A 22460-nucleotide genomic window follows, 5' to 3' on the forward strand; every position below is an offset into this window, starting at 1 on the left:
CTGTAGCAGGAAGGAACAGCATGACAGATGTAACCGTAAAATCGCTGGCCGCAGAAATTCAGACTCCGGTAGAACGCCTGGTACAGCAATTCGCTGATGCAGGGATCCGCAAGTCTGCCACAGACTCTGTGACACAGCAGGAAAAAGAGACCCTTCTTACCCATTTGAACCGTGCCCAAAATGGCGGTTCTGGTAAGCTGACTTTGCAGCGCAAAACGCGCAGTACCTTGAATATTCCAGGCACCGGGGGTAAAAGTAAATCGGTGCAAATTGAAGTCCGCAAAAAACGCACTTATGTAAAAGGTGACGCTGCTGAAGCTGAACAAGCGGAAGCAGAAGAGCAGGCACAGCGTGAAGCGGAAGAACAGGCTCGTCGCGAGGCTGAAGACAAAGCCCAGCGCGAAGCTCAGGATAAAGCGAAGCGTGAAGCCGAGGAGCAGGCTAAACGTGAGGCAGCTGAAAAAGCCAAACGCGAAGCAGCGGAAAAAGACAAAGTGAGCAATCAACATACTGACGAAATGGCCCGGGCAAACCAATCTGAAAAAGCCCGACGGGAAGCTGAAGCTGCTGAACTCAAGCACAAGGCTGAACAGGAAGCGCGTCGTAAGATTGAAGAAGATGCCAAACGCGTAGCTGAAGAAGCCCGTAAAATGGCGGAAGAAAAAGGGTCCGAGTGGGCTGAGGCGGAGAAAGAAGTGGAAGACACATCCGACTATCATGTGACCACGTCTTCGCACGCCCGTCAGGCAGAAGATGAAAACGACGCGCAGGTTGAAGGCGATCGTCGTTCACGCGCTGCGCGTCCGGCAAAAGCACCGCGTCAGAAGAAAGGTAACAAACACTCTGAAGCCAAAACCGACCGTGAAGAAGCGCGTGCGCAATTCCGTGGCGGCAAAGGCGGTAAGCGTAAGCCGAGCGCATTGCAGCAGGGTTTCAACAAGCCTGTTCAGGCGGTTAACCGCGACGTGATTATCGGTGAAACTATTACCGTTGCCGAACTTGCCAATAAAATGGCGGTGAAAGGCTCCCAGGTCATCAAAGTCATGATGAAAATGGGGGCTATGGCCACCATTAATCAGGTGATTGATCAGGAGACAGCTCAACTGGTGGCAGAAGAGATGGGTCACAAAGTGACGCTGCGCCGTGAGAATGAGTTGGAAGAAGCGGTAATGAGCGATCGTGACACCGACGCAGCAATGGAGTCCCGCGCGCCGGTTGTGACCATTATGGGCCACGTTGACCACGGTAAAACGTCCCTGCTGGATTACATCCGTTCTACCAAAGTGGCCTCTGGCGAAGCGGGTGGTATCACCCAGCATATTGGTGCTTACCACGTTGAAACTGACAATGGGATGATCACGTTCCTGGATACCCCGGGCCATGCTGCTTTTACCGCAATGCGTGCTCGTGGTGCTCAGGCAACGGACATCGTTATTCTGGTGGTCGCAGCCGATGATGGCGTAATGCCACAGACTATCGAAGCTATCCAGCATGCTAAAGCGGCGAAAGTGCCGGTTGTCGTTGCTGTTAACAAAATCGATAAGCCAGAAGCAGATCCCGATCGCGTTAAAAATGAACTGACTCAGTATGGCATCATCCCGGAAGAGTGGGGCGGTGAGAACATGTTCGTCAGCGTCTCTGCGAAAGCGGGTACCGGGATAGATGAATTGTTAAACGCTATTCTGTTGCAGGCTGAAGTTCTGGAACTGACCGCTGTGCGCCAGGGTATGGCAAGCGGTGTGGTAATCGAATCCTTCCTTGATAAAGGTCGTGGTCCGGTTGCTACGGTGCTGGTCCGCGAAGGTACGCTCAACAAAGGCGATATCGTATTGTGCGGCTTTGAATACGGCCGTGTTCGTGCGATGCGTGATGAACTGGGGCGTGAAGTGCTGGAAGCTGGCCCGTCAATTCCGGTGGAAATTCTCGGCCTGTCAGGCGTTCCTGCTGCGGGTGATGAAGCGACAGTGGTTCGTGACGAGAAAAAAGCCCGTGAAGTGGCGTTGTATCGTCAGGGTAAATTCCGTGAAGTTAAACTCGCGCGTCAGCAGAAATCCAAGTTGGAAAACATGTTTGCCAACATGGCTGAAGGCGAAGTTTCTGAACTCAACATCGTGCTGAAAGCTGATGTTCAGGGCTCTGTTGAGGCTATCTCTGACTCACTGTTGAAGCTTTCTACCGACGAAGTCAAAGTCAAAATTGTTGGTTCCGGCGTGGGTGGGATCACCGAGACCGATGCCACTCTGGCGGCGGCATCCAATGCAATCCTCGTTGGGTTCAACGTACGTGCTGATGCGTCTGCCCGTCGCGTGATTGATTCAGAGAGCCTGGATCTGCGTTACTACTCTGTCATCTATAACCTGATAGACGAAGTTAAGCAGGCAATGAGCGGTATGCTGGCACCAGAGTACAAGCAGCAGATTATTGGCCTGGCTGAGGTGCGTGATGTGTTCAAATCACCGAAATTTGGTGCTATCGCCGGCTGTATGGTAACGGAAGGCAATATTAAGCGTCACAACCCGATTCGTGTTCTTCGCGACAACGTTGTTATCTATGAAGGCGAGCTGGAATCCCTGCGTCGCTTCAAAGATGATGTTAACGAAGTTCGCAACGGCATGGAGTGTGGTATCGGCGTGAAAAACTACAACGACGTGCGCGTTGGCGATATGATCGAAGTATTCGAAATTATTGAGATCCAGCGCACTATCGCCTGATTGCCGCTTTAAACGTGACTGAGTTGGGAGGCCCACTGGGCCTCCCACTGTAATATCCCACCAATTTATCTTCCACCCTGATTACGAATGATTGTTCTACGACGGTCTCACGAGTAAAGGTGGGATAAAGCCTTAATTTGGAGAGAATAATTATGGCGAAAGAATTTGGTCGTCCACAGCGTGTTTCCCAGGAATTGCAGAAAGAGATCGCTATTATTTTACAACGCGAGATTAAAGACCCACGACTGGGAATGATGGTTACCGTCTCTGGTGTTGATGTTTCCCGCGATCTTGCCTATGCCAAAGTGTTTGTCACCTTTTTGAATGACAAAGATGAAGATGCTATCAAAGCAGGTTTACGTGCACTGGGCGATGCTTCTGGTTATATCCGCACGTTGTTGGGCAAAGCAATGCGCTTGCGAATCGTGCCTGAACTCACCTTCTTTTACGATAACTCGCTGGTTGAAGGGATGCGCATGTCTAACCTTGTGACTAACGTGGTAAAAAGCGATGCTGAGCGCCGTGGTTCTGCGGAAGAAGACCAGGAGGAGTAATGAGTCGTCCTCGTCGTCGTGGTCGCGATGTGCATGGCGTATTGTTACTGGATAAGCCTCAGGGACTTTCCTCCAATGATGCGTTGCAGAAGGTCAAACGTCTGTTCAGTGCCAATCGTGCCGGGCATACCGGTGCACTTGATCCGCTGGCTACCGGCATGTTGCCGATTTGTCTGGGTGAGGCCACTAAATTTTCCCGCTATCTGCTTGATTCAGATAAACGTTACCGGGTAATTGCCCGGCTGGGACAGCGCACCGATACTTCTGATGCTGATGGTCAAATCATCAGTGAGCGCCCGCTAAACTTCACACAACAACAGCTTGACGACGCAATTGATCGTTTCCGTGGTGAAACGCAGCAGGTGCCGTCAATGTACTCAGCGCTGAAGTATCAGGGCCGAAAATTGTATGAGTACGCGCGTGAGGGAATTGACGTTCCACGTGAGCCCCGGAGCATCGTGGTCTATGAGTTGAAGTTCATTCGCTGGGAAGGCAATGAACTGGAGCTGGAAATTCACTGCTCAAAGGGTACTTACATTCGCACCATCACCGATGATTTGGGTGAGATGCTTGGCTGTGGCGCACATGTCACCTACCTTCGTCGTTTACAGGTTGCCACATACCCGATTGCTGGCATGGTTACTCTTGAACAGCTCGTCACGTTGAACGAAGAAGCACTGCGCAGCGAGCGCCCTGCTGCTGATTTACTTGACCCACTTCTGATGCCTCTGGACAGTCCGGCAGCAGCTTATCCTGAAGTTAACCTGTTGAATGCGGCTGCGGCTTATTTTAAACAGGGGCAACCTGTGCAAGTGCCTCATGTGCCAGCCAAAGGTTTGGTTCGTGTTACTGAAGGCTCCGATCATAAGTTTATCGGTATGGCTGAGATCATTGATGATGGTCGGGTTGCGCCACGTCGCCTGGTTGTAGAATATTCCGAGTAGTCATTTGCGTAAGCGTGTTGCTAAGAGTAGAATGGCGCGGCTTTAACGCTGGGTTGCTGAATTAGAGATCGGCACCTGTACATTTATCTTAAAATTTGGAGTTGAATAATGTCTCTAAGTGTTGAAACTAAGGCACAAATCATTGCGGATTTTGGCCGTGACGCAAACGACAGTGGTTCTACCGAAGTTCAGGTTGCTCTGCTGACTGCTCAGATTAACCACCTGCAAGGTCACTTCTCTGAGCACAAGAAAGATCACCACAGCCGTCGCGGTCTGCTGCGTATGGTTTCCCAGCGTCGTAAGCTGCTGGATTACCTGAAGCGTAAAGATGTTGCACGTTACACCAGCCTGATCGAGCGTCTGGGTCTGCGTCGCTAAGTCTTAAGAATCAGTCAGGCCTTTACGTGTATTCTGATAGGGAATACGGGCAATCAGACAGATTCGTGCGAGTTTCGTTAAAAAGGGGCCTTTATGGCCCCTTTTTTCAGGCAGTCGGCAGCAATCCAGGTCAAACTATTGTATTGTTGCTCAGTGTGATCTTCAGTTGCAGAGATTCGCGCGGCTAATGAGAGGCTTTGTCCCGGATGGGGATTAAGGGTTGTCATTAGTCGCGAGGATGCAGATGAGGATTTGAAATCCACGGCAGGGTCAGTGCCTTGCCATGACGTTAAGGACAAAATTTTGCTGAACCCGATCGTTAAAAAATTCCAGTATGGTCAGCATACCGTTACCCTTGAGACCGGTATGATGGCTCGCCAGGCAACAGCCGCCGTAATGGTAAGTATGGATGACACTGCCGTGTTCGTTACCGTTGTCGGTCAGAAAAAAGCTAAACCCGGCCAGGACTTTTTTCCTCTTACGGTAAACTATCAGGAACGTACATACGCAGCCGGTCGTATTCCGGGGAGTTTCTTCCGTCGTGAAGGTCGTCCAAGTGAAGGTGAAACACTCACCGCGCGTTTGATCGATCGCCCTGTTCGTCCACTGTTCCCGGAAGGATTTGTGAATGAGGTACAGGTCATTGCCACTGTGGTTTCAGTCAACCCACAGGTGAATCCTGATATCGTGGCTATGATTGGTGCTTCTGCGGCACTGAGTTTGTCAGGTATTCCTTTTAATGGCCCAATCGGCTCGGCTCGTGTGGGTTATATTAACGACCAGTATGTGCTGAATCCAACCTCAGATGAGCTGCTGGAAAGTAAGCTTGATCTGGTGGTGGCGGGAACGCAGGGCGCTGTGCTGATGGTTGAATCTGAAGCTGAATTGCTGAGTGAAGATCAGATGCTGGGTGCGGTCGTGTTTGGTCACGATCAACAGCAGGTGGTGATTGAAAACATCAATGCACTTGTCGCCGAAGCGGGTAAACCTCGTTGGGACTGGCAACCTGAAGCCGTCAATGAATCGTTGCATTCACGTATCTCTGCTCTGGCAGAATCCCGTCTGAGCGACGCCTACCGCATCACTGAAAAGCAAGAGCGTTATGCGCAGGTAGATGTCGTTAAATCAGAAGTGACTGCGGCACTGCTGGCTGAAGATGCAGCGCTGGATGAAGCTGAAATCGGCGATATTCTTCACAGCCTTGAAAAGAGTGTGGTGCGCAGCCGCATCCTGCGTGGTGAACCGCGTATCGATGGTCGTGAAAAAGATATGATCCGTGGTCTGGATGTGCGTACCGGCGTGTTGCCACGTACTCACGGTTCCGCGCTGTTTACGCGTGGTGAAACTCAGGCACTGGTAACGGCAACGCTGGGAACCGCCCGCGATGCGCAAAGTCTGGATGAGCTGATGGGTGAGCGCACCGATAGCTTCCTCTTCCATTATAATTTCCCTCCTTATTCTGTTGGTGAAACCGGCATGGTGGGTTCGCCTAAGCGTCGTGAAATTGGTCACGGGCGCCTGGCTAAGCGTGGCGTGTTAGCGGTGATGCCGAAGGGTGATGCCTTCCCGTACACCGTGCGTGTGGTGTCCGAGATCACTGAGTCAAACGGTTCATCTTCAATGGCGTCCGTTTGTGGTGCTTCTCTGGCTTTGATGGACGCAGGTGTGCCAATCAAAGCTGCTGTAGCCGGTATCGCGATGGGGCTGGTGAAAGAAGGTGACAACTTTGTGGTGTTGTCCGATATCCTCGGTGATGAAGATCACCTGGGCGATATGGACTTCAAAGTGGCGGGTAGCCGTGAAGGTATCTCTGCGCTGCAAATGGATATTAAAATTGAGGGCATTACCCGTGAAATCATGCAGGTAGCCCTGAATCAGGCCAAAGGTGCGCGTCTGCACATTCTCGGTGTTATGGAACAGGCTATCAGTACGCCACGTGGTGATATCTCTGAGTTTGCGCCACGCATCCATACCATCAAAATCAGTCCGGACAAAATTAAAGACGTGATTGGTAAAGGCGGTTCAGTCATTCGGGCGCTGACTGAGGAAACCGGCACCACTATTGAAATTGAAGATGACGGTACGGTGAAAATTGCCGCTACCGATGGCGACAAAGCGAAATTTGCTATCCGTCGCATCGAAGAAATTACCGCTGAAATCGAAGTGGGCCGCATTTATAACGGTAAAGTGACCCGCATCGTAGACTTTGGTGCCTTTGTGGCAATCGGTGGCGGTAAAGAAGGTCTGGTGCATATTTCGCAAATCGCTGACAAGCGTGTAGAGAAAGTGACTGACTATCTGCAAATGGGTCAGGAAGTACCAGTTAAAGTGCTGGAAGTTGATCGCCAGGGCCGTGTTCGCCTGAGCATCAAAGAAGCCACCGTGCAGGCTGAGCCTGAAGCGGCAACTGCGACTGGTCCTGAAGCAGAATAAGTTACATCAGACCATGAGTTCTCCATGGCAGCTCCATGGAGAACGGTTTCATCGCGAGGGCAGGACGACACCTTGTGCACGACAGGCGGATGAATGGATTTCATCCCATTGTTTGTATTCGGGAGTGGGAAATGAAGCCTTTTTTGCGCTGGTGTTTCGTTGCGACAGCTATCATGCTGGCAGGATGCAGCAACTCGGATTGGCGTAAGAACGAGGTTCTGGCTGTTCCGTTACAGCCAACCCTGCAACAGGAAGTTATTCTGGCGCGTATGGAACAAATTCTTGCCAGTCGTGCTCTTACCGATGATGAACGCGCACAGCTGTTATATGAGCGCGGAGTGTTGTATGATAGTCTCGGTCTGAGGGCACTGGCGCGAAATGATTTTTCACAAGCGTTATCTGTCAGACCTGATATGCCTGAAGTTTTCAATTATTTAGGTATATATTTAACGCAGGCAGGCAATTTTGATGCTGCCTATGAAGCGTTTGATTCTGTACTTGAGCTTGATCCAACTTACAATTACGCGCATTTGAATCGTGGTATTGCCCTGTATTACGGTGGCAGGTTCAAATTAGCGCAAGATGATCTGCTGGCGTTTTATCAAGACGATCCTAACGATCCTTTCCGCAGCCTGTGGCTTTATCTCGATGAACGAGAGATCGATGCCAATAAGGCAGTTATAGCGCTCCAACAGCGTTACGATAAAGCGGTCAGGGACCAATGGGGATGGAATATTGTCGAGTTCTACCTGGGCAACATTAGCGAAAGCAAGCTGATGGAACGTCTCAAGGCGGACGCAACGGATAACACCTCGCTCGCTGAACATCTCAGTGAAACCAACTTCTATTTAGGTAAACACTACCTGAGTCTGGGGGAGAAGGATAACGCAGAAGCGTTGTTCAAGCTGACGGTAGCCAACAATGTTCACAACTTTGTTGAGCACCGGTATGCATTGTTGGAGCTGGCGCTACTCGGCCAGACACAAGACGATTTATCAGAATCTGACCAGCAATAGCTGACGAACTTTTATTGCCCGAATTTTCTAAAAGTCATCATCTTAGCGGATGAAGGCCTTTTTGTTCGTCGAAACCACTAATATGAGCCGGTTCACACTTTTTGATGAAAATGACTGAAAATTTTCACGACGAGTTATGTAGACTGGCCGCCGCAATCTAAGAGGCACACGTACTACATGACTGATATTCAAACTACTTTTGCTGACCTTGGCCTGAACGCCGACATTCTCGAATCACTGAACGGCATGGGCTATGTTAAGCCATCCCCTATTCAGGCTGAGTGTATTCCTCATCTGCTGGCGGGTCGTGATGTGTTGGGTATGGCACAGACCGGGAGTGGCAAAACAGCGGCCTTTTCCCTGCCGTTATTAAACAATATTGATCCTACTGTTAAGGCTCCACAGATCCTGGTGCTTGCACCAACCCGTGAGCTGGCAGTTCAGGTTGCTGAAGCAGTAACCGAATTCTCTAAACACATGCGCGGTCTTAATGTGGTTGCCCTTTATGGCGGCCAGCGTTATGACGTCCAGCTGCGCGCTTTGCGTCAGGGTCCACAGGTTGTGGTGGGTACTCCTGGCCGTCTGCTTGACCACCTGAAACGCGGTACTTTAGATCTTTCTAACCTGCGTGGTCTGGTGCTGGATGAGGCCGATGAGATGCTGCGTATGGGCTTCATTGAAGACGTTGAAACCATCATGGCGCAGATCCCGGATGGTCATCAGACTGCGCTCTTCTCGGCGACAATGCCGGAAGCGATCCGTCGTATTACTAAACGTTTTATGAAAGATCCTCAGGAAGTGCGTATTCAGTCGAGTCTGACTACCCGCCCTGATATCAGCCAGAGTTACTGGACTGCCTATGGTCGTAAGACTGATGCGCTGGTGCGGTTCCTTGAGGCGGAAGACTTTGATGCAGCAATTATCTTTGTTCGTACCAAAAATGCCACCCTGGAAGTAGCCGAAGCACTTGAGCGCAGCGGTTACAACAGTGCGGCACTGAACGGTGATATGAACCAGGCTCTGCGCGAGCAGACGCTGGAGCGTCTGAAAGATGGTCGTCTGGACATCCTTATCGCCACAGATGTTGCGGCCCGTGGTCTGGATGTTGAACGTATCAGTCTGGTTGTTAACTATGACATTCCAATGGATGCAGAATCCTATGTTCACCGTATAGGTCGTACTGGCCGTGCGGGTCGTGCGGGTCGTGCCCTGTTGTTCGTAGAAAACCGCGAGCGTCGTTTGCTGCGCAACATCGAACGCACAATGAAGCTGACCATCCCCGAAGTTGAACTGCCAAATGCAGAACTGCTGGGTGAGCGTCGTCTGGCTAAATTTGCAGCCAAAGTTCAACAGCAGCTGGAAAGTAGCGATCTGGATCAGTACCGTGCTCTGCTGAGCAAAATGCAGCCGGGCGAAGAACTGGATATGGAAACGCTGGCCGCCGCTCTGCTGAAAATGGCTCAGGGTGAACGTCCTCTGATTGTCCCTGCTGATCCTGCACCGCGTCCTCGTCGCGAGTTCAAAGAACGTGATGATCGTCGTGGCGATCGTTCAGACCGTGGTCCTCGGGACAGCCGTGATGGCGACCGACCACGCCGTGAACGTCGCGATGTTGGGGATATGGAAGTTTACCGTATTGAAGTTGGCCGCGATGACGGCGTGGAAGTTCGTCACATTGTTGGCGCTATTGCTAACGAAGGTGATATCAGCAGCCGTTATATCGGTAACATCAAGCTGTTTGGCACACACTCAACTATCGAGCTGCCAAAAGGTATGCCTGGTGATATTTTGCAACATTTCACCCGCACGCGGATCCTGAATAAGCCGATGAACATGCAGTTGATTGGTGATGCACAGCCTCACAACAACGATCGCGGTGGTGAACGCCGTGGTGGTGAGCGCCGTGGCGGCTTTGGCGGTGGTCGTGAAGGTGGCCGTTCTGAAGGTGGCCGTCGTTTCAGCAACGATCGTGGTGGTGAACGTCGTGGCGGTGGATTCAGCCGTGACGGTGGCAGCCGTCGCCGTGAAGACGGTGGCGCACCAGGCCGTCGTCGTGATGCGTAATTGTTGTAACAACTGATGGGGGCCCGTTACTGAGTTAACGGACTTCATATCCGCTCAAGAACCCGCTGTGCTGACCGCATAGCGGGTTTTTTTATTGCTAAAGCCAGAGGATGGCACGATTTGTTTACAACGACGGGTGTGCAGCCATTGCCAGCGCAAAGGAGTGAAGACGAGCCTGCTGGTCAAAGATCTGGCCGTTAATCATAATTTCATCTGCCCCGGTTTCACGAATTAATGAAGCCAGGCCCTGGCGAACCTTCTCCCTGTCGCCGACCAGTGACATACTTAACGCATTTTGGATGCCATATCGTTCCGAAGGTGACCAGAAGCTGTCCATATTTTCCACAGGCGCAGGTAATGGCCCTGGTTTGCCGCGACGAAGATTAACAAACTGCTGCTGCATTGAGGTGAAGAGGAATTTTGCCTCATTTTCATTATCGGCTGCGACCACGTTGACGCATACCATGGCATAAGGTTTTTCAAGCCGTGGCGAAGGGACAAATTTTTCCCGATAAATATGCAAAGCTTCCATCAGCAAATCAGGTGCAAAATGCGATGCAAAGGCAAATGGCAGGCCCATTTGTGCCGCGAGATGCGCGCTGTAAAGGCTTGAACCAAGTAACCAGAGAGGAATTTTCAGTCTCAGACCTGGTACAGGCTGAACCGCAGGAGCAGAACTTTGTTCAGCGTCGAACCAGTTAATGAGCTGCTGGACATCGGCGGGAAAGTTGTCGATATGTCCGGCCATATGACGACGTAAGGCCATCATGGTTTGCTGATCGGTGCCTGGGGCGCGTCCAATCCCAAGATCGATTCGTCCCGGGTAAAGGGACTCCAGCGTGCCGTATTGTTCAGCAATAACCAGGGGGGAATGGTTTGGTAACATTACGCCGCCAGAACCCAGATGCAGTGTGGTTGTATTTGCTGCCAGATAGCCGATAAGAACCGCAGTGGCGGCGCTGGCAATACCAGTCATATTATGGTGTTCAGCCAGCCAGTAACGATTAAAACCCAGTTTTTCAGCCTGCCTTGCCAGCGCCAGTGAGGTGTGAAATGCCTCAGGTGCATCCGCTCCGGCTGGAACGGGGGCCAAATCAAGTACAGACAGGGGGATCTTTATGGAATCAGACATAATTGCTCACTTATCCGTGGGGCATTCGCGCCAGAACAGCTTCAAAGCCTAAGTGATAGCAGATTATCAAGATTGACCGTTTACAGCACTTTTTGAATTTAATTTTCCGGATAGTATTGCCACCATTATCCGGTTGTGTTGATGAGTTCCAGACCTGCAATCTGCCGCCAGTAGCCGTTACACTGCTTCTGTGCCACCAGAGGGAGTGGTGCAAGTCCGGTTTCATTCTTACGAAAGGCATTTATCAGCGCCAGAGTTTCACTGCCCTGCGGTGAAAAACGCACAATATCGACCAGACCATGCATGGAAGACAGATCGTTTCCCAGGTTGTAGCAGTAGCCGCTCATCGTCTGGATACCATTCAGTACAAATACCTGCTGATCTTCCTGCGAGAGCAGAGATCTGCCGTGGGGATAATTAATACAACAGGTCTGGCAGTCATCCTTACTACGATTTTCCGATCTTGCGGTAAAGCAGCGAGCGGAAAGCGCCAGAGGCAGATAACCGTAGCTAAGCACTTCCACCTCAAACCGCCCGCGAATTTTTAACTGATCACACTGGTTCAGTAAATCTGACAGCCAGTCACGTGACAGCTCAACCGGCATACACCAGCGCATCATCCCCATCTTGAGCAAAATTTTTAACGCCATGGCGTTGTAGCAGTTCAGCGCATGGCCGGCAATGAACGGCACGCCAGTTTCAGCAGCCATATTGACTGTGCCCATGTCATTGGCTTCGATCAGAAATTCGCCGTTGTCTACAAAGCGTTTCAGTTCGGTCAGTTCAGAAGCGGACTGCACCAGCGCCAGCGTACTTAATACCACCTGTTTACCTGCGGCGCGGAGATCTTTTGCTATTGCCATCCAGTCCGAAAATTTTGTTGCCCGTCGCCTGCTGCACACTGTTTCTCCCAGATAGATAATCTCAGCGCTGCTGCCTGCTGCCGCGTCATAAAAATCCTGCAACGTTTCTTTCTGCCAGTACCAGAGGACCGGACCCAATGAATATTTCATGTCGATTTTCCTACTGCCATTCACGATGGTACGCACCCAGCGTCGTCTGCGTCCCTTCACTTAACGCACTCAGCGCGTTCATCCAGTTCTGCTGCGCCACGAAGTGCTCGGGACTGGCTTTGCAATGCTCGATGGCCTGTCGCCAGATTTTTGCCACCTGGCCAACGTAGGCCGGACTCCGCTGGCGCCCCTCAATTTTTACCGATGCAATATTTGCTGCCATCAGCTCTGGCAACAGTTGCAGCGTATTGAGGCTGGTGGGCTCCTCAAGGGCGTGATAACGCTGTTCTGCCACTTTATAACGACCTTTACAGAGCGTGGGATAACCTGCATTTTCATCACCGTCATAACGATCGATCAGCACTTCATTCAGCCTCGACTCCAGTCCGTTTGTGGTTTGTTGCCAGCGAACAAATCGGGCGGGCGAACATGCTCCTACGGTATTGGGTGATTCACCGGTCAGGTAGGAAGAGAGGTAGCAGCGTCCTTCCGCCATAATGCAAAGGCTGCCAAAGGCGAAAACTTCCAGAGGAACGGTAGTCGCCTGTGAAAGCTGACGAACCTGGTGAATGGACAGGACGCGTGGCAGGACAATACGGGCGACATCGAAGTTACGTTGATAAAATTTTGCTGCTTCAGTATTGGTCGCAGAGGCCTGCACTGAAACGTGTCGCTCAATCTGAGGATAGCGACTGGCGGCATTATCCAGCATGGCAATATCGGCGAGGATCAGCGCATCCACACCGGCCGAGGCGGCCATATCCACCGCCCGTTCCCAGCGTGAGTAACCATCAGGGTGGGCAAAAGTGTTAATCGCAACGTGTAGCTTGCGTCTGTGCTGATGAGCATATCTGGCGGCTTCTTCCAGACGCTTTTCGGTAAAATTCAGTCCGGCAAAGTGGCGGGCATTAGTGTCATCTTTCAGACCGATATAAACAGCGTCTGCACCATTTTCAATCGCCGCTTTCAACGCCGGCAGGTTGCCAGCGGGACAGAGCAGTTCCATATAACGATTTCCGGATCAACAGAAGTGCCGTTCAGTGTAGTGAGGCTGGCGATGACAATTTTTGATTTAAGGCAGTTATTGGCGTATTGATGGGAAACGAATGCGCTGCCAGCGCACCGGCGTTCCTTCACTTTGTTGATCCAGTGCGCCGATACATCTGGTCATTGTGGCAAAATAGCCGAAGTTTGTTCATAAGGAGTGAAAAAGTGTTGAACCAGTTACGCACCCGGTTAGTACTTGGAGGCCCACAGTTTTTGCGCTTTCCGCTAAGATGTGCCCCTTTTGCCGTGAAACGTTATGGCCTGCAACAGCTTCTGAACTGGCAATTTCATCATGCTTTAGCTGAAGGTGAGTTAAACTTCCTCCAGGGGCGCTGGTTTGGCACAGAGATTCGGGACCTTGGGCTGCGCTGGACAACCACAGTAGAGCAGGGAAAATTACGGGTGGAAGACCGTAGCGAAGCGGATGTATGGTTTCGTGGCGATGCAAACGATCTTCTGTTGGTGGCGGCGCGCAGGCTGGATCCTGATACCTTGTTTTTCCAGCGTCGTCTGGTTATTGAGGGCGATACGGAGCTGGGTCTTGAGGTGAAAAATCTGATGGATTCTGTTGAGCTGGAATTTATGCCGGTGTTAATGCGCACCGGACTTATGCAACTGGCTGACCTTATTGAGGTGGGGCTGACTGAGGACGCGACTTCCAGAGTGAATCGCGCAGGTGCATCATGTTAATTCGTACGGAAATTGGCGTCGATGCTGTCAGCATCGACAGTTTATTGCGACGTTGTTTTGCAACCGCGGCAGAGGCGGAGCTTGTTCAGCAACTGCGCGAGGATGGATTGCTGACACTCGGGGTAGTAGCAACCGATGATGAAGGTCAGGTTCTGGGCTACGCAGCATTCAGTCCGGTAACGCTGAATGGTGAAGATTATCAGTGGGTTGGTCTGGCTCCCCTGGCTGTGGATCAGCGCGTCCGCGGGCAGGAACTGGGTAAACAGCTGATTTACGAAGGGCTGGATGCACTTAATGAATTTGGTTACGCGGCTGTGGTGGTGGTAGGAGACGAAAATTTCTACGGCCGTTACGGATTTGTTTCGGCCGCGGGCAATCAGCTTCGCTGCCGCTGGCCGGGAACTGAAAAGGCTTTTCAGGTTTATAAGCTTGCTGATAACGCATTAGTTGGTGCCGAAGGGGATATTGAATATTCCGCTCCGTTCAACCTTTTTTAAGCGTATCAAGCCACAGGGCGAGAGAAACAGGCTGATGAGTAATCAGCCTGATTTTATCCAGCCGCGGGAGCTGTTTTACCTGATACTCCAGTTTTGACGCGTTGGCGCGATCGCCCGCTTCACAATGAAACAGCAGTTCCAGCGGACCTTTACCGCGCAGTGCTTTCGCCCCTTTACCGTTTTGGTGCTGGTTAAAGCGGCGGTCAATATCGTTGGTAATGCCGGTGTAAAGCAGCCCGCTGGCTGTGCGCAGAATATAAAGACGCCATTGCGCCTCACCGTGATTTTTCATATAAAGCCGTTCGCCTGTAGCATGACCTGTCAATTCTACCAGCTCAGCCAGCCACCACGCTTTTTCATTTAGTCATGAGAGCAGATAACAAAATAATGACTATTTTTCAGGAAGATAAAGATGACTGATACTCAGCCTCTTGCTGCTATTGCCCGTTATCTGCAGAAACAGCACGTTCTCTCGGTCTGTGGCGGGACACCCGTATGGTGCGCCAACTGTTTTTACATTTTTGATCCACAAGCGGTAGTGTTCTGGATCATGACGGAAAAGACCACCCGACACGGTGAGCAGTTTGCTGCTGAATCGCAGGTGGCCGGCACCATCAATGGCCAGCCGAAAAGTGTCCTGCTGATAAAAGGTGTGCAGTACTCTGGCAGGATCCGGCTGCTGGAGGGGGAAGCCCAGGCGCTGGCGCACAAAGCTTACGTCAAACGTTTTCCGGTGGCGATAAAAGTGTCGGCACCCTTGTGGGAGATACAAATCGACGAACTGAAAATGACCGATAATACGCTGGGATTTGGCAAGAAATTGCACTGGCAGCGATAAACAAACCTTTGGTTGAGCGCTAGCGCAGATAGTGAATGACCTGGTTGCTGCTCCCGCGCCAGAGTAGCGAAGGATCTTTCAGCGCCTGGATAAACTGCCCGTCCACCAGCACATTGATTATCTCAGCAACAGCCTGCTGTGATGCACTCAGTTCCTCCAGCCGGTAACCTGTCCACAGCCAGATATCCTTACCCGGACAGTGGCGCCGAACTCGTTTCACTAACCTCAGCACATCGGCCACGTTGGCCGGATGCAACGGATCGCCGCCCGATAGTGACAATCCCTGACGAGGGATGCGCGTGTCATTGAGATCGGCAATCAGCTGTTCTTCCTGCTGAATGGTAAAGGGAAAACCTGACGAAAGTCGCCAGGTTCGCTGGTTATAGCAGCCGATACACCGATGTTCACAACCCGCAACAAACAGCGTGCAGCGTGTGCCCGGCCCGTTAACAATATCCACCGGATAATACTGATGAATATTCACTCCAGTTGTCCGGTCGCCATATGTTTAACACGGCGTTTCACCTCTTCCTGCTTACCGGCATTGAACGGACGAGCATCAGGACTACCCAGATAGCCGCACACTCTGCGGGTAACAGAAACTCTTGATGGTTCGTGATTGCCACATTTCGGGCAGGTAAAACCCTTGCTGGTACAGGAAAATTCACCGGTAAAACCGCAGTCGTAGCACTCATCAATCGGTGTATTAGTGCCGTAATAGGGGACACGGCTGTAGCTGTAATCCCAGACATCTTCCAGTGCCTTCAGATTGTGCTGGATATTCGGATATTCCCCGTAACAGATAAAGCCGCCGTTGGCGAGAGGAGGATAAGCCGCCTCAAAGTCGATTTTGTCATAGGGATTCACCTTCTTCTCCACATCCAGATTGAAGCTGTTGGTGTAGTAACCTTTATCCGTTACGCCACTGATCACGCCAAACTCGGCGGTATCCAGCCGACAGAAACGATCGCAGAGATTTTCGCTGGGCGTACTGTACAGGCTGAAGCCATAACCGGTCTCCTCTTTCCAGGCATCCACCGCCTGACGCAGATGACCGACTATAGCCAGCGCCTTTTCCCGTCGTATCGGGTCATCATACAGATGGGTTTTACTGCCGTAGAGCGCATTGATGGTTTCATGAATACCGATATAGCCGAGTGAAATGGAAGCACGGCCATGACGAAAAATCTCCGCCACATTATCATCAGCTTGTAACCGAACGCCGCAGGCACCTTCCATATAAAGAATGGGGGCGACGCGGGCTTTAATATTTTCCAGCCGGGCAATGCGGGTCATCAGTGCTTTCTTCGCCAGCAGCAGGCGCTGATCAAGACGATGCCAGAATGCCGCTTCATCGCCTCTGGCCTCCAGCGCGAGACGGGGCAGATTAATACTGATCACCCCAATATTATTGCGGCCTTCGTGCACCAGCCTGCCATTTTCTTCCCATGGTCCAAGGAAACTGCGGCAACCCATCGGCGTCTTAAATGAGCCTGTGACCCTGACCACCTGCTCATAGTTAAGGATATCGGGATACATCCTTTTACTGGCACACTCCAGCGCCAGCTGTTTGATGTCGTAATTGCAGTCGCCCGGAGATCGGTTCAGACCTTCTTTAATAGCGAACACCAGCTTCGGGAACACCGCTGTTTTATGATTTTTGCCCAGACCGGCAATGCGGTTACGCAAAACAGATTGTTGTACCAGGCGCGCAGACCAACTGGTGCCAAGGCCAAAACCAAAAGTGACAAATGGCGTCTGTCCATTGGCCGTGTGCAGCGTATTGACCTCATACTCCAGCGACTGGAATGCATCAAAACACTCTTTCTCGGTACTAGCGCGGGCGTAAGCTTCAGCATCGACAATCTGCCATTTTTGTGCGGTCTGACGGTGCTTCTCCAGACTGGCATCCACAAAAGGCGACAGCACTTCATCAATACGGTTAATGGTTGTGCCGCCGTAGATATGGCTGGCAACCTGGGCGATGATCTGCGCGGTTACCGCTGTGGCCGTCGAGATTGACCTGGGCGGCTCAATTTCTGCGTTGCCCATTTTAAAACCGTGAGTGAGCATGCCTTTCAGGTCGATTAGCATGCAGTTGAACATCGGGAAAAACGGCGAATAATCGAGATCGTGATAGTGGATTTCTCCACGCTCATGTGCTCTGACCACATCGCGTGGCAACATATGCTGGGTGGCATAATGTTTGGCCACAATGCCAGCCAGCAGATCGCGCTGGGTAGGGATCACCTTGCTGTCTTTATTCGCACTCTCATGCAACAGAGCCGGGTTGGTCTGTTCAACCAGTCCCTGAATCTCCTTATTCAGTTTGCCTCGCAGTTCACGTGCGATATCCCGGTCATGACGATATTCGATGTAAGTTCGCGCCAGTTCAGGATAGCGCCCGGCCATCAGTGTATTTTCTACCGCGTTCTGAATATCATGGATATCAAGCCGTTGCTGCGTCTGTAACTGCCGGCAAATCTGGCTGGTCACCTGAGCGCAATAATCATTATCGTTAATTTCAGCTGCCCGGGCTGCGCCTTTAATCGCATCCAGAATTCGTGCTTCATCAAAGGTGACTGTGCAGCCATCTCGCTTAATGACCATTGAAACCATTATTACTCTCCGGGCGGAAAACTATATGTAGAACGTGAGGTGGATATTAAACGCTATATATTGTGTTTTCGCCTGATATAACCACCAGTTTATTGACCCTGAACAAAGATTGAAAAACGGTGCTGCAAACTTAATCAGCCAGGCTGGCGGTAATTTTTTTGTCTGCTACTCCACGTCTCAAGGTTGCATTCCCGGCAGCGGGTTCCCTATCATGGCCTGTTATGCAGAGCACTTACGCCTTTGCTCTGATTATTCCGGGATATTTTCAGATGCCTTCTGTGACGTACAATGAAAAACAGGTCAGCCGCTGGATTGGTGCGCGAAGCGTTGCCAGGGCGAAAGGGCTGGTCGAAAAAGCGCAGAATATTCAGTGGCAAAATAATCTGTTAACCGGGGAGGTTCCCGGAAGACAGATTGAACCTTTTCAGGTGATGGTGCATTTCAGCCTGCCACAAGGGCAGCTCCATGCCAGCGGCGAATGCACCTGTCCGGTCAGAAATAATTGCCGTCATGTGGCAGCAGTCATGCTGGCTCATCTGCAACGGCAGTCCGCAGTTCAGACGCCAGCGCCTGTGGCAAAAACACTTTCTGTTAATCCCGTTCCGATCATGCGCCTGGAAACCCGCACAAAATTTGTCAGCGGCTTTGGACACTATGGTCACCGACAGAAGCGCCTGGACTTCGCTGCCGTGCACTTTGATTATGCTGGCGTCCGCGTCGCGGCGGGCAGTGAGGGTGAACACTTCACTGATGATCGGGGCCAGCTTTTCCATATTGAACGGCAGTATCAACAGGAGCAAAACTGGCTGAATGAGATCAATGCGGCCGGTTTACAAACCCTCTCTTCAGGACATATCTACACCCCGGCAACCGCGCCGTTGCCGCCTGCCATCTTCGTGCCGGAATCTCCCGCGCAGTGGCGTGATTTCATTCGTCTGGCGCTGCCACAATTCGCTGAGCGTGGCTGGCAGGTCAGCATGGAGGATGACTTTACCTGGAATGTGATTGATATCGCCGGTATCGATGGGCGCGTGGTGCAGAGCAATGACGGCTGGTTTGATCTGGCGCTGGATCTCAGCGTAGGGCAGCGCAGGATTGATTTGCAACCGTTGCTGGCCGGGCTGTTGCAGAGGGATCGGCGCTGGCTTTCCGGCGATCTATCGGTCATTCCGGATCGGGAAATCATTGAGCTGCGCAGCGATCGCGATGAGCGGCTGCATATTACGGCAGACCATCTTAAAAATGTGGTGGGAAACCTGGTTGACCGACTGTCTGTAAATGCCGTCGGGCCATTGCGCATCGCCCCCTGTGAAGCAGGCAGACTCACCGCACTGAGTGAAAGTGGAGACTGGCAGTTTCAGGTAGACAGCGGGGCTTATCAGCTGGCCAGCCTGTCAGGCAACCGAGAGGGGCTGACAGCGGTAAATCCGCCACAGGGGTTAAAGGCGCAACTGCGCGATTACCAGCAGCATGGGCTGAACTGGATGCAGTTTTTACGCGCGCAAAACCTGTGCGGCGTACTGGCTGATGATATGGGATTAGGAAAAACTATTCAGACGCTGGCTCATCTGCTGCTGGAAAAAGAAGCCGGAAGGCTGGATCGTCCAGCGCTGATTGTGGTGCCCACTACGCTGGTTTACAACTGGACGCAGGAGGCCGGCCGTTTCGCTCCGGATTTGCGGGTGCTGGCCCTGACCGGTTCGCAGCGCAAAGATTTCTACGACCAGATTGAACAGCACGATGTGGTGCTGACAACCTACTCTCTGTTATGGCGCGACCAGCCGCAGTTGCTCAGTCACAGCTATCATCTGTTAATCCTTGATGAAGCGCAGTATGTAAAAAACAGCGCCTCCCGCGCCTCTTCGGTGATCCGCTCGCTGAAAGCCCGGCACCGGCTCTGTCTTACCGGTACGCCACTGGAAAATCATCTTGGTGAACTGTGGTCGCAGTTTGACTTTCTGCTGCCGGGGTTTCTGGGTAATGAAAAGCAATTTACCCATGAGTGGCGTATTCCGATTGAGCGTAACGGCGATCGGGTGCGCCGTGCGTTGCTGGCAAGGCTGGTGCGACCATTTATGCTGCGACGGCGTAAGCAGGATGTGGCAAAAGAGCTACCGCCCAAAAACACCATTGTCCGTTCTGTCCGACTGGAAGGCGCGCAGCTGGAACTGTATGAAGCGGTGCGCAGCGCTATGCAGGATCGGGTCAGGCTGGCGGTGGAACAGCAGGGCGCAGGCCGTAGCCATCTGCTGGTGCTGGATGCGCTGCTAAAACTGCGGCAAATCTGTTGCGATCCCCGGCTGGTCAACAGTGACAGTGCACGAAAAATGCACTCCTCCGCCAAACTGGCGCTGCTGCGCGAAATGCTCAGCGATCTGCTGGCAGAAGATCGCCGTATTCTGATTTTCTCTCAGTTCACCTCAATGCTGGCGCTGATTGCCGGTGAACTGCAAAAGTCGGGCATCCCGTTTGTCACCCTGACCGGCAGCACACGCGATCGCACTACCCCGGTACAGCGTTTCCAGGATGGTGAGGTGCCGGTATTCCTGATTAGCCTGAAAGCCGGAGGCGTGGGGCTGAACCTGACGGCGGCTGATACGGTGATCCACTACGATCCCTGGTGGAACCCGGCTGCTGAAAATCAGGCGACAGACCGGGCCTGGCGGCTTGGGCAGGATAAGCCGGTCTTCGTTTATAAACTGATCGCGGCTGGCAGCATTGAAGAAAAAATCGTGGCGCTTCAGCAGCAGAAAGCCGAGCTGGCGGATGGCATTTTGCAGGATGAACTGGGAGATGCCACCCTGTTCAGCAGTGAAGATCTCGCCATGCTGTTCGAGCCGCTGTAAGCGCGGCTCATTGCTTCTGATACCACCAGACAGCCTCCCAGGGACGTAACATCACCTCGCCCGGCGTGACATGGGTGTCGGGATAATTACCCGCCAGCACCTCCCAGTGACCACTGTAAGCGGGGGGATGCCAGACCTGCGTATCCCCACTGAAATTGGCGGCCACCACCAGTGTTTCATCGTTATGGCGGCGGCAATAGCACCACAGATAAGCGTGGTCTGGCAGCAGATCGAGGTAGTCCCCCCAGGTGAGAATCGTATAGCGCTTGCGTAACTGAATGAGCTGTTGATAGGTGTAAAAAACCGAGTTTTTGTCAGCCAGAGCGGCTTCAGCATTGACCGTTTCCAGATTATCGCACATGCCAATCCACGGGGTGCCGGTGGTAAAACCGCCATTCTCACCGGCGTGCCAGGGCATAGGGGTGCGACCGTTATCGCGCGATTTACTGGCAAGGATGGCCAGTAAATTATCACTGTCGCGCCCCTGCGAACGTAATTCTGCATACATGTTATGGCTTTCAATATCCCGGTAGTCGATGATGCGGGTAAAGTGCGGATTGGTCATCCCCAGCTCCTCGCCCTGAAAAATATAGGGTGTCCCCTGCATACCGTGCAGAACCATTGCCAGCATTTTGGCCGACTTAACGCGATATTCCCCCTCATCTCCCCAGCGGGACACCACCCGTGGTTGATCGTGATTACACCAGAACAGCGCATTCCATGCCTGATTGTACATTCCCTTCTGCCAGTGGCTAAAAATTGCTTTTTGCGCCACCAGATCTAACGGGGTCAGGGTCCATTTCTGCCCCTGATAAAAATCCACCTCAACGTGATCGAAACTGAACACCATCGACAGCTCTTCGCCGTTCAGATTGCCGTAACGCTGGCAGTGTTCCAGCGTGGCAGAAGACATTTCACCGACCGTCATCAGCTTACGTGGGCGAAAGACATCGCGGCTCATCTCCTGCATAAATTGATGAATGCGTGGTCCGTCGGTATAAAACCGTAAGCCGTCGCCGCCGGGATCGTCAGGAAAATCCTGTGGCTTGGAGACCAGATTCACCACGTCCAGGCGCAACCCGTCGATGCCACGATCTGCCCAGAAGTTCACAATCTGTTTCAGCTCTGCGCGCAGGCTCTCATTCTCCCAGTTGAGATCGGCCTGCTCCGGCGCCCACAGGTGCATATAGTACTGGCCGCTTTCGGGGTGCCAGCGCCAGGCGCTGCCGCCGAATTTCGACAACCAGTTATTGGGTGGGCCGTCTGGCCTCGCGTCGCGCCAGATATAGTAAGAGCGGTAGGGGCTGGTGGGATCCAGTGCCTCATGAAACCAGTGATGCTGGGTTGAGCTGTGATTGAACACCATGTCCAGAATCAGCCGCATCCCGCGCCTGTGCGTCTCTTCCACCAGGTTATCAAAGTCGGCCAGGGTGCCAAATTGCGGGTCAATAGCGGTATAGTTCGCCACGTCATAGCCGTTATCCACCTGCGGGGAGATATAGAAAGGTGTCAGCCAGATAGCATCCACGCCCAGCTCTTTAAGGTAATCAAGATGCAGGATAACCCCGGCAAGATCGCCGGTGCCGTTTCCGGAGGTATCCTGAAAGCTCCTGGGATAAATTTGATAAATAACGCCGTTTTGCCACCACGGTGGAGTTTTAGTCATTGCTCAGTCCTG

Annotated in this window: 19 protein-coding genes; 12 read left to right on the forward strand and 7 right to left on the reverse strand. The window is 52.2% G+C overall.

The genetic code is table 11. The annotated features are described in order from the left end of the window. Positions 1–20: 20 nt before the first annotated feature. The 8 genes from infB (at position 21) to AC3RPL_RS22185 (ending at position 10100) form a co-directional block, all read left to right on the forward strand. On the forward strand, positions 21–2711 hold the full coding sequence (gene infB, locus AC3RPL_RS22150) for a translation initiation factor IF-2 (protein ID WP_034936772.1): 2691 nt from the start codon (positions 21–23) through the stop codon (positions 2709–2711). Between the two features lie 152 nt (positions 2712–2863). Further along, entirely contained in the window at positions 2864–3265 is a 402-nt protein-coding gene (gene rbfA / locus AC3RPL_RS22155) for a 30S ribosome-binding factor RbfA (RefSeq protein ID WP_034936774.1), read from the forward strand. Continuing rightward, a complete protein-coding gene (truB, locus tag AC3RPL_RS22160) occupies positions 3265–4209 on the forward strand; it encodes a tRNA pseudouridine(55) synthase TruB (RefSeq protein ID WP_490741542.1) in 945 nt (314 codons plus the stop codon). The genes rbfA and truB overlap by 1 nt, the downstream gene beginning before the upstream one ends. A 108-nt stretch (positions 4210–4317) precedes the next feature. Continuing rightward, entirely contained in the window at positions 4318–4587 is a 270-nt protein-coding gene (gene rpsO / locus AC3RPL_RS22165) for a 30S ribosomal protein S15 (RefSeq protein ID WP_367166939.1), read from the forward strand. 303 nt (positions 4588–4890) lie between these two features. Further along, entirely contained in the window at positions 4891–7020 is a 2130-nt protein-coding gene (pnp, locus tag AC3RPL_RS22170) for a polyribonucleotide nucleotidyltransferase (protein WP_490741543.1), read from the forward strand. Between the two features lie 131 nt (positions 7021–7151). Then, the gene (gene nlpI, locus AC3RPL_RS22175; protein ID WP_034936781.1) at positions 7152–8036 is read left to right on the forward strand and encodes a lipoprotein NlpI; all 885 of its coding nucleotides are present in this window, start codon (positions 7152–7154) and stop codon (positions 8034–8036) included. 104 nt (positions 8037–8140) lie between these two features. Continuing rightward, entirely contained in the window at positions 8141–8197 is a 57-nt protein-coding gene (gene yrbN / locus AC3RPL_RS22180; RefSeq protein WP_100229640.1) for a protein YrbN, read from the forward strand. A 16-nt stretch (positions 8198–8213) separates the two neighbouring features. Next, positions 8214–10100 carry a DEAD/DEAH family ATP-dependent RNA helicase gene (locus AC3RPL_RS22185; protein ID WP_490741544.1) on the forward strand — a complete coding sequence of 629 codons (1887 nt, stop codon included), beginning with the start codon at positions 8214–8216 and terminating at the stop codon, positions 10098–10100. Between the two features lie 124 nt (positions 10101–10224). Here AC3RPL_RS22185 and AC3RPL_RS22190 read toward each other — a convergent pair whose 3' ends face one another. The 3 genes from AC3RPL_RS22190 to ubiU form a co-directional block, all read right to left on the reverse strand. Next, complete coding sequence (locus AC3RPL_RS22190) at positions 10225–11232, reverse strand: luciferase-like monooxygenase (protein ID WP_490741545.1); 1008 nt, start codon at positions 11230–11232, stop codon at positions 10225–10227. A gap of 125 nt (positions 11233–11357) precedes the next feature. Then, entirely contained in the window at positions 11358–12245 is an 888-nt protein-coding gene (locus AC3RPL_RS22195) for a U32 family peptidase (RefSeq protein ID WP_490741546.1), read from the reverse strand. Positions 12246–12255: 10 nt separating this feature from the next. Then, positions 12256–13251, reverse strand: a complete 996-nt coding sequence (ubiU, locus tag AC3RPL_RS22200) for a ubiquinone anaerobic biosynthesis protein UbiU (RefSeq protein ID WP_490741547.1) — start codon at positions 13249–13251, stop codon at positions 12256–12258. 206 nt (positions 13252–13457) lie between these two features. Here ubiU and ubiT point away from each other — a divergent pair, with 206 nt between their 5' ends. Both ubiT and AC3RPL_RS22210 read left to right on the forward strand, forming a co-directional pair. Next, complete coding sequence (gene ubiT, locus AC3RPL_RS22205; RefSeq protein ID WP_490741548.1) at positions 13458–13982, forward strand: ubiquinone anaerobic biosynthesis accessory factor UbiT; 525 nt, start codon at positions 13458–13460, stop codon at positions 13980–13982. Next, positions 13976–14479 carry a GNAT family N-acetyltransferase gene (locus AC3RPL_RS22210; RefSeq protein ID WP_490741549.1) on the forward strand — a complete coding sequence of 168 codons (504 nt, stop codon included), beginning with the start codon at positions 13976–13978 and terminating at the stop codon, positions 14477–14479. Before ubiT ends, AC3RPL_RS22210 begins: the two co-directional genes overlap by 7 nt. Here the strand turns inward: AC3RPL_RS22210 and AC3RPL_RS22215 are convergent. Further along, on the reverse strand, positions 14466–14771 hold the full coding sequence (locus tag AC3RPL_RS22215) for a GIY-YIG nuclease family protein (protein ID WP_490741550.1): 306 nt from the start codon (positions 14769–14771) through the stop codon (positions 14466–14468). The two genes, AC3RPL_RS22210 and AC3RPL_RS22215, sit on opposite strands and share 14 nt — an antisense overlap. A gap of 120 nt (positions 14772–14891) precedes the next feature. Here AC3RPL_RS22215 and AC3RPL_RS22220 point away from each other — a divergent pair, with 120 nt between their 5' ends. Continuing rightward, entirely contained in the window at positions 14892–15317 is a 426-nt protein-coding gene (locus tag AC3RPL_RS22220) for a YhbP family protein (RefSeq protein ID WP_490741551.1), read from the forward strand. Between the two features lie 19 nt (positions 15318–15336). On the opposite strand, the gene nrdG is transcribed toward AC3RPL_RS22220, so the two are convergent. Further along, positions 15337–15801 (reverse strand): anaerobic ribonucleoside-triphosphate reductase-activating protein, encoded by a 465-nt coding sequence (gene nrdG, locus AC3RPL_RS22225; RefSeq protein WP_490741552.1) that lies wholly within the window; start codon positions 15799–15801, stop codon positions 15337–15339. Continuing rightward, positions 15798–17936 carry an anaerobic ribonucleoside-triphosphate reductase gene (gene nrdD / locus AC3RPL_RS22230; protein ID WP_490741553.1) on the reverse strand — a complete coding sequence of 713 codons (2139 nt, stop codon included), beginning with the start codon at positions 17934–17936 and terminating at the stop codon, positions 15798–15800. The genes nrdG and nrdD overlap by 4 nt, the downstream gene beginning before the upstream one ends. A gap of 269 nt (positions 17937–18205) precedes the next feature. Here nrdD and AC3RPL_RS22235 point away from each other — a divergent pair, with 269 nt between their 5' ends. Further along, positions 18206–20782 carry a DEAD/DEAH box helicase gene (locus AC3RPL_RS22235; RefSeq protein WP_490741554.1) on the forward strand — a complete coding sequence of 859 codons (2577 nt, stop codon included), beginning with the start codon at positions 18206–18208 and terminating at the stop codon, positions 20780–20782. Between the two features lie 7 nt (positions 20783–20789). On the opposite strand, the gene AC3RPL_RS22240 is transcribed toward AC3RPL_RS22235, so the two are convergent. Beyond that, a complete protein-coding gene (locus AC3RPL_RS22240; RefSeq protein WP_490741555.1) occupies positions 20790–22448 on the reverse strand; it encodes an alpha,alpha-phosphotrehalase in 1659 nt (552 codons plus the stop codon). Between the last annotated feature and the right edge of the window lie 12 nt (positions 22449–22460).

The sequence above is a fragment of the Erwinia papayae genome (assembly GCF_058241465.1).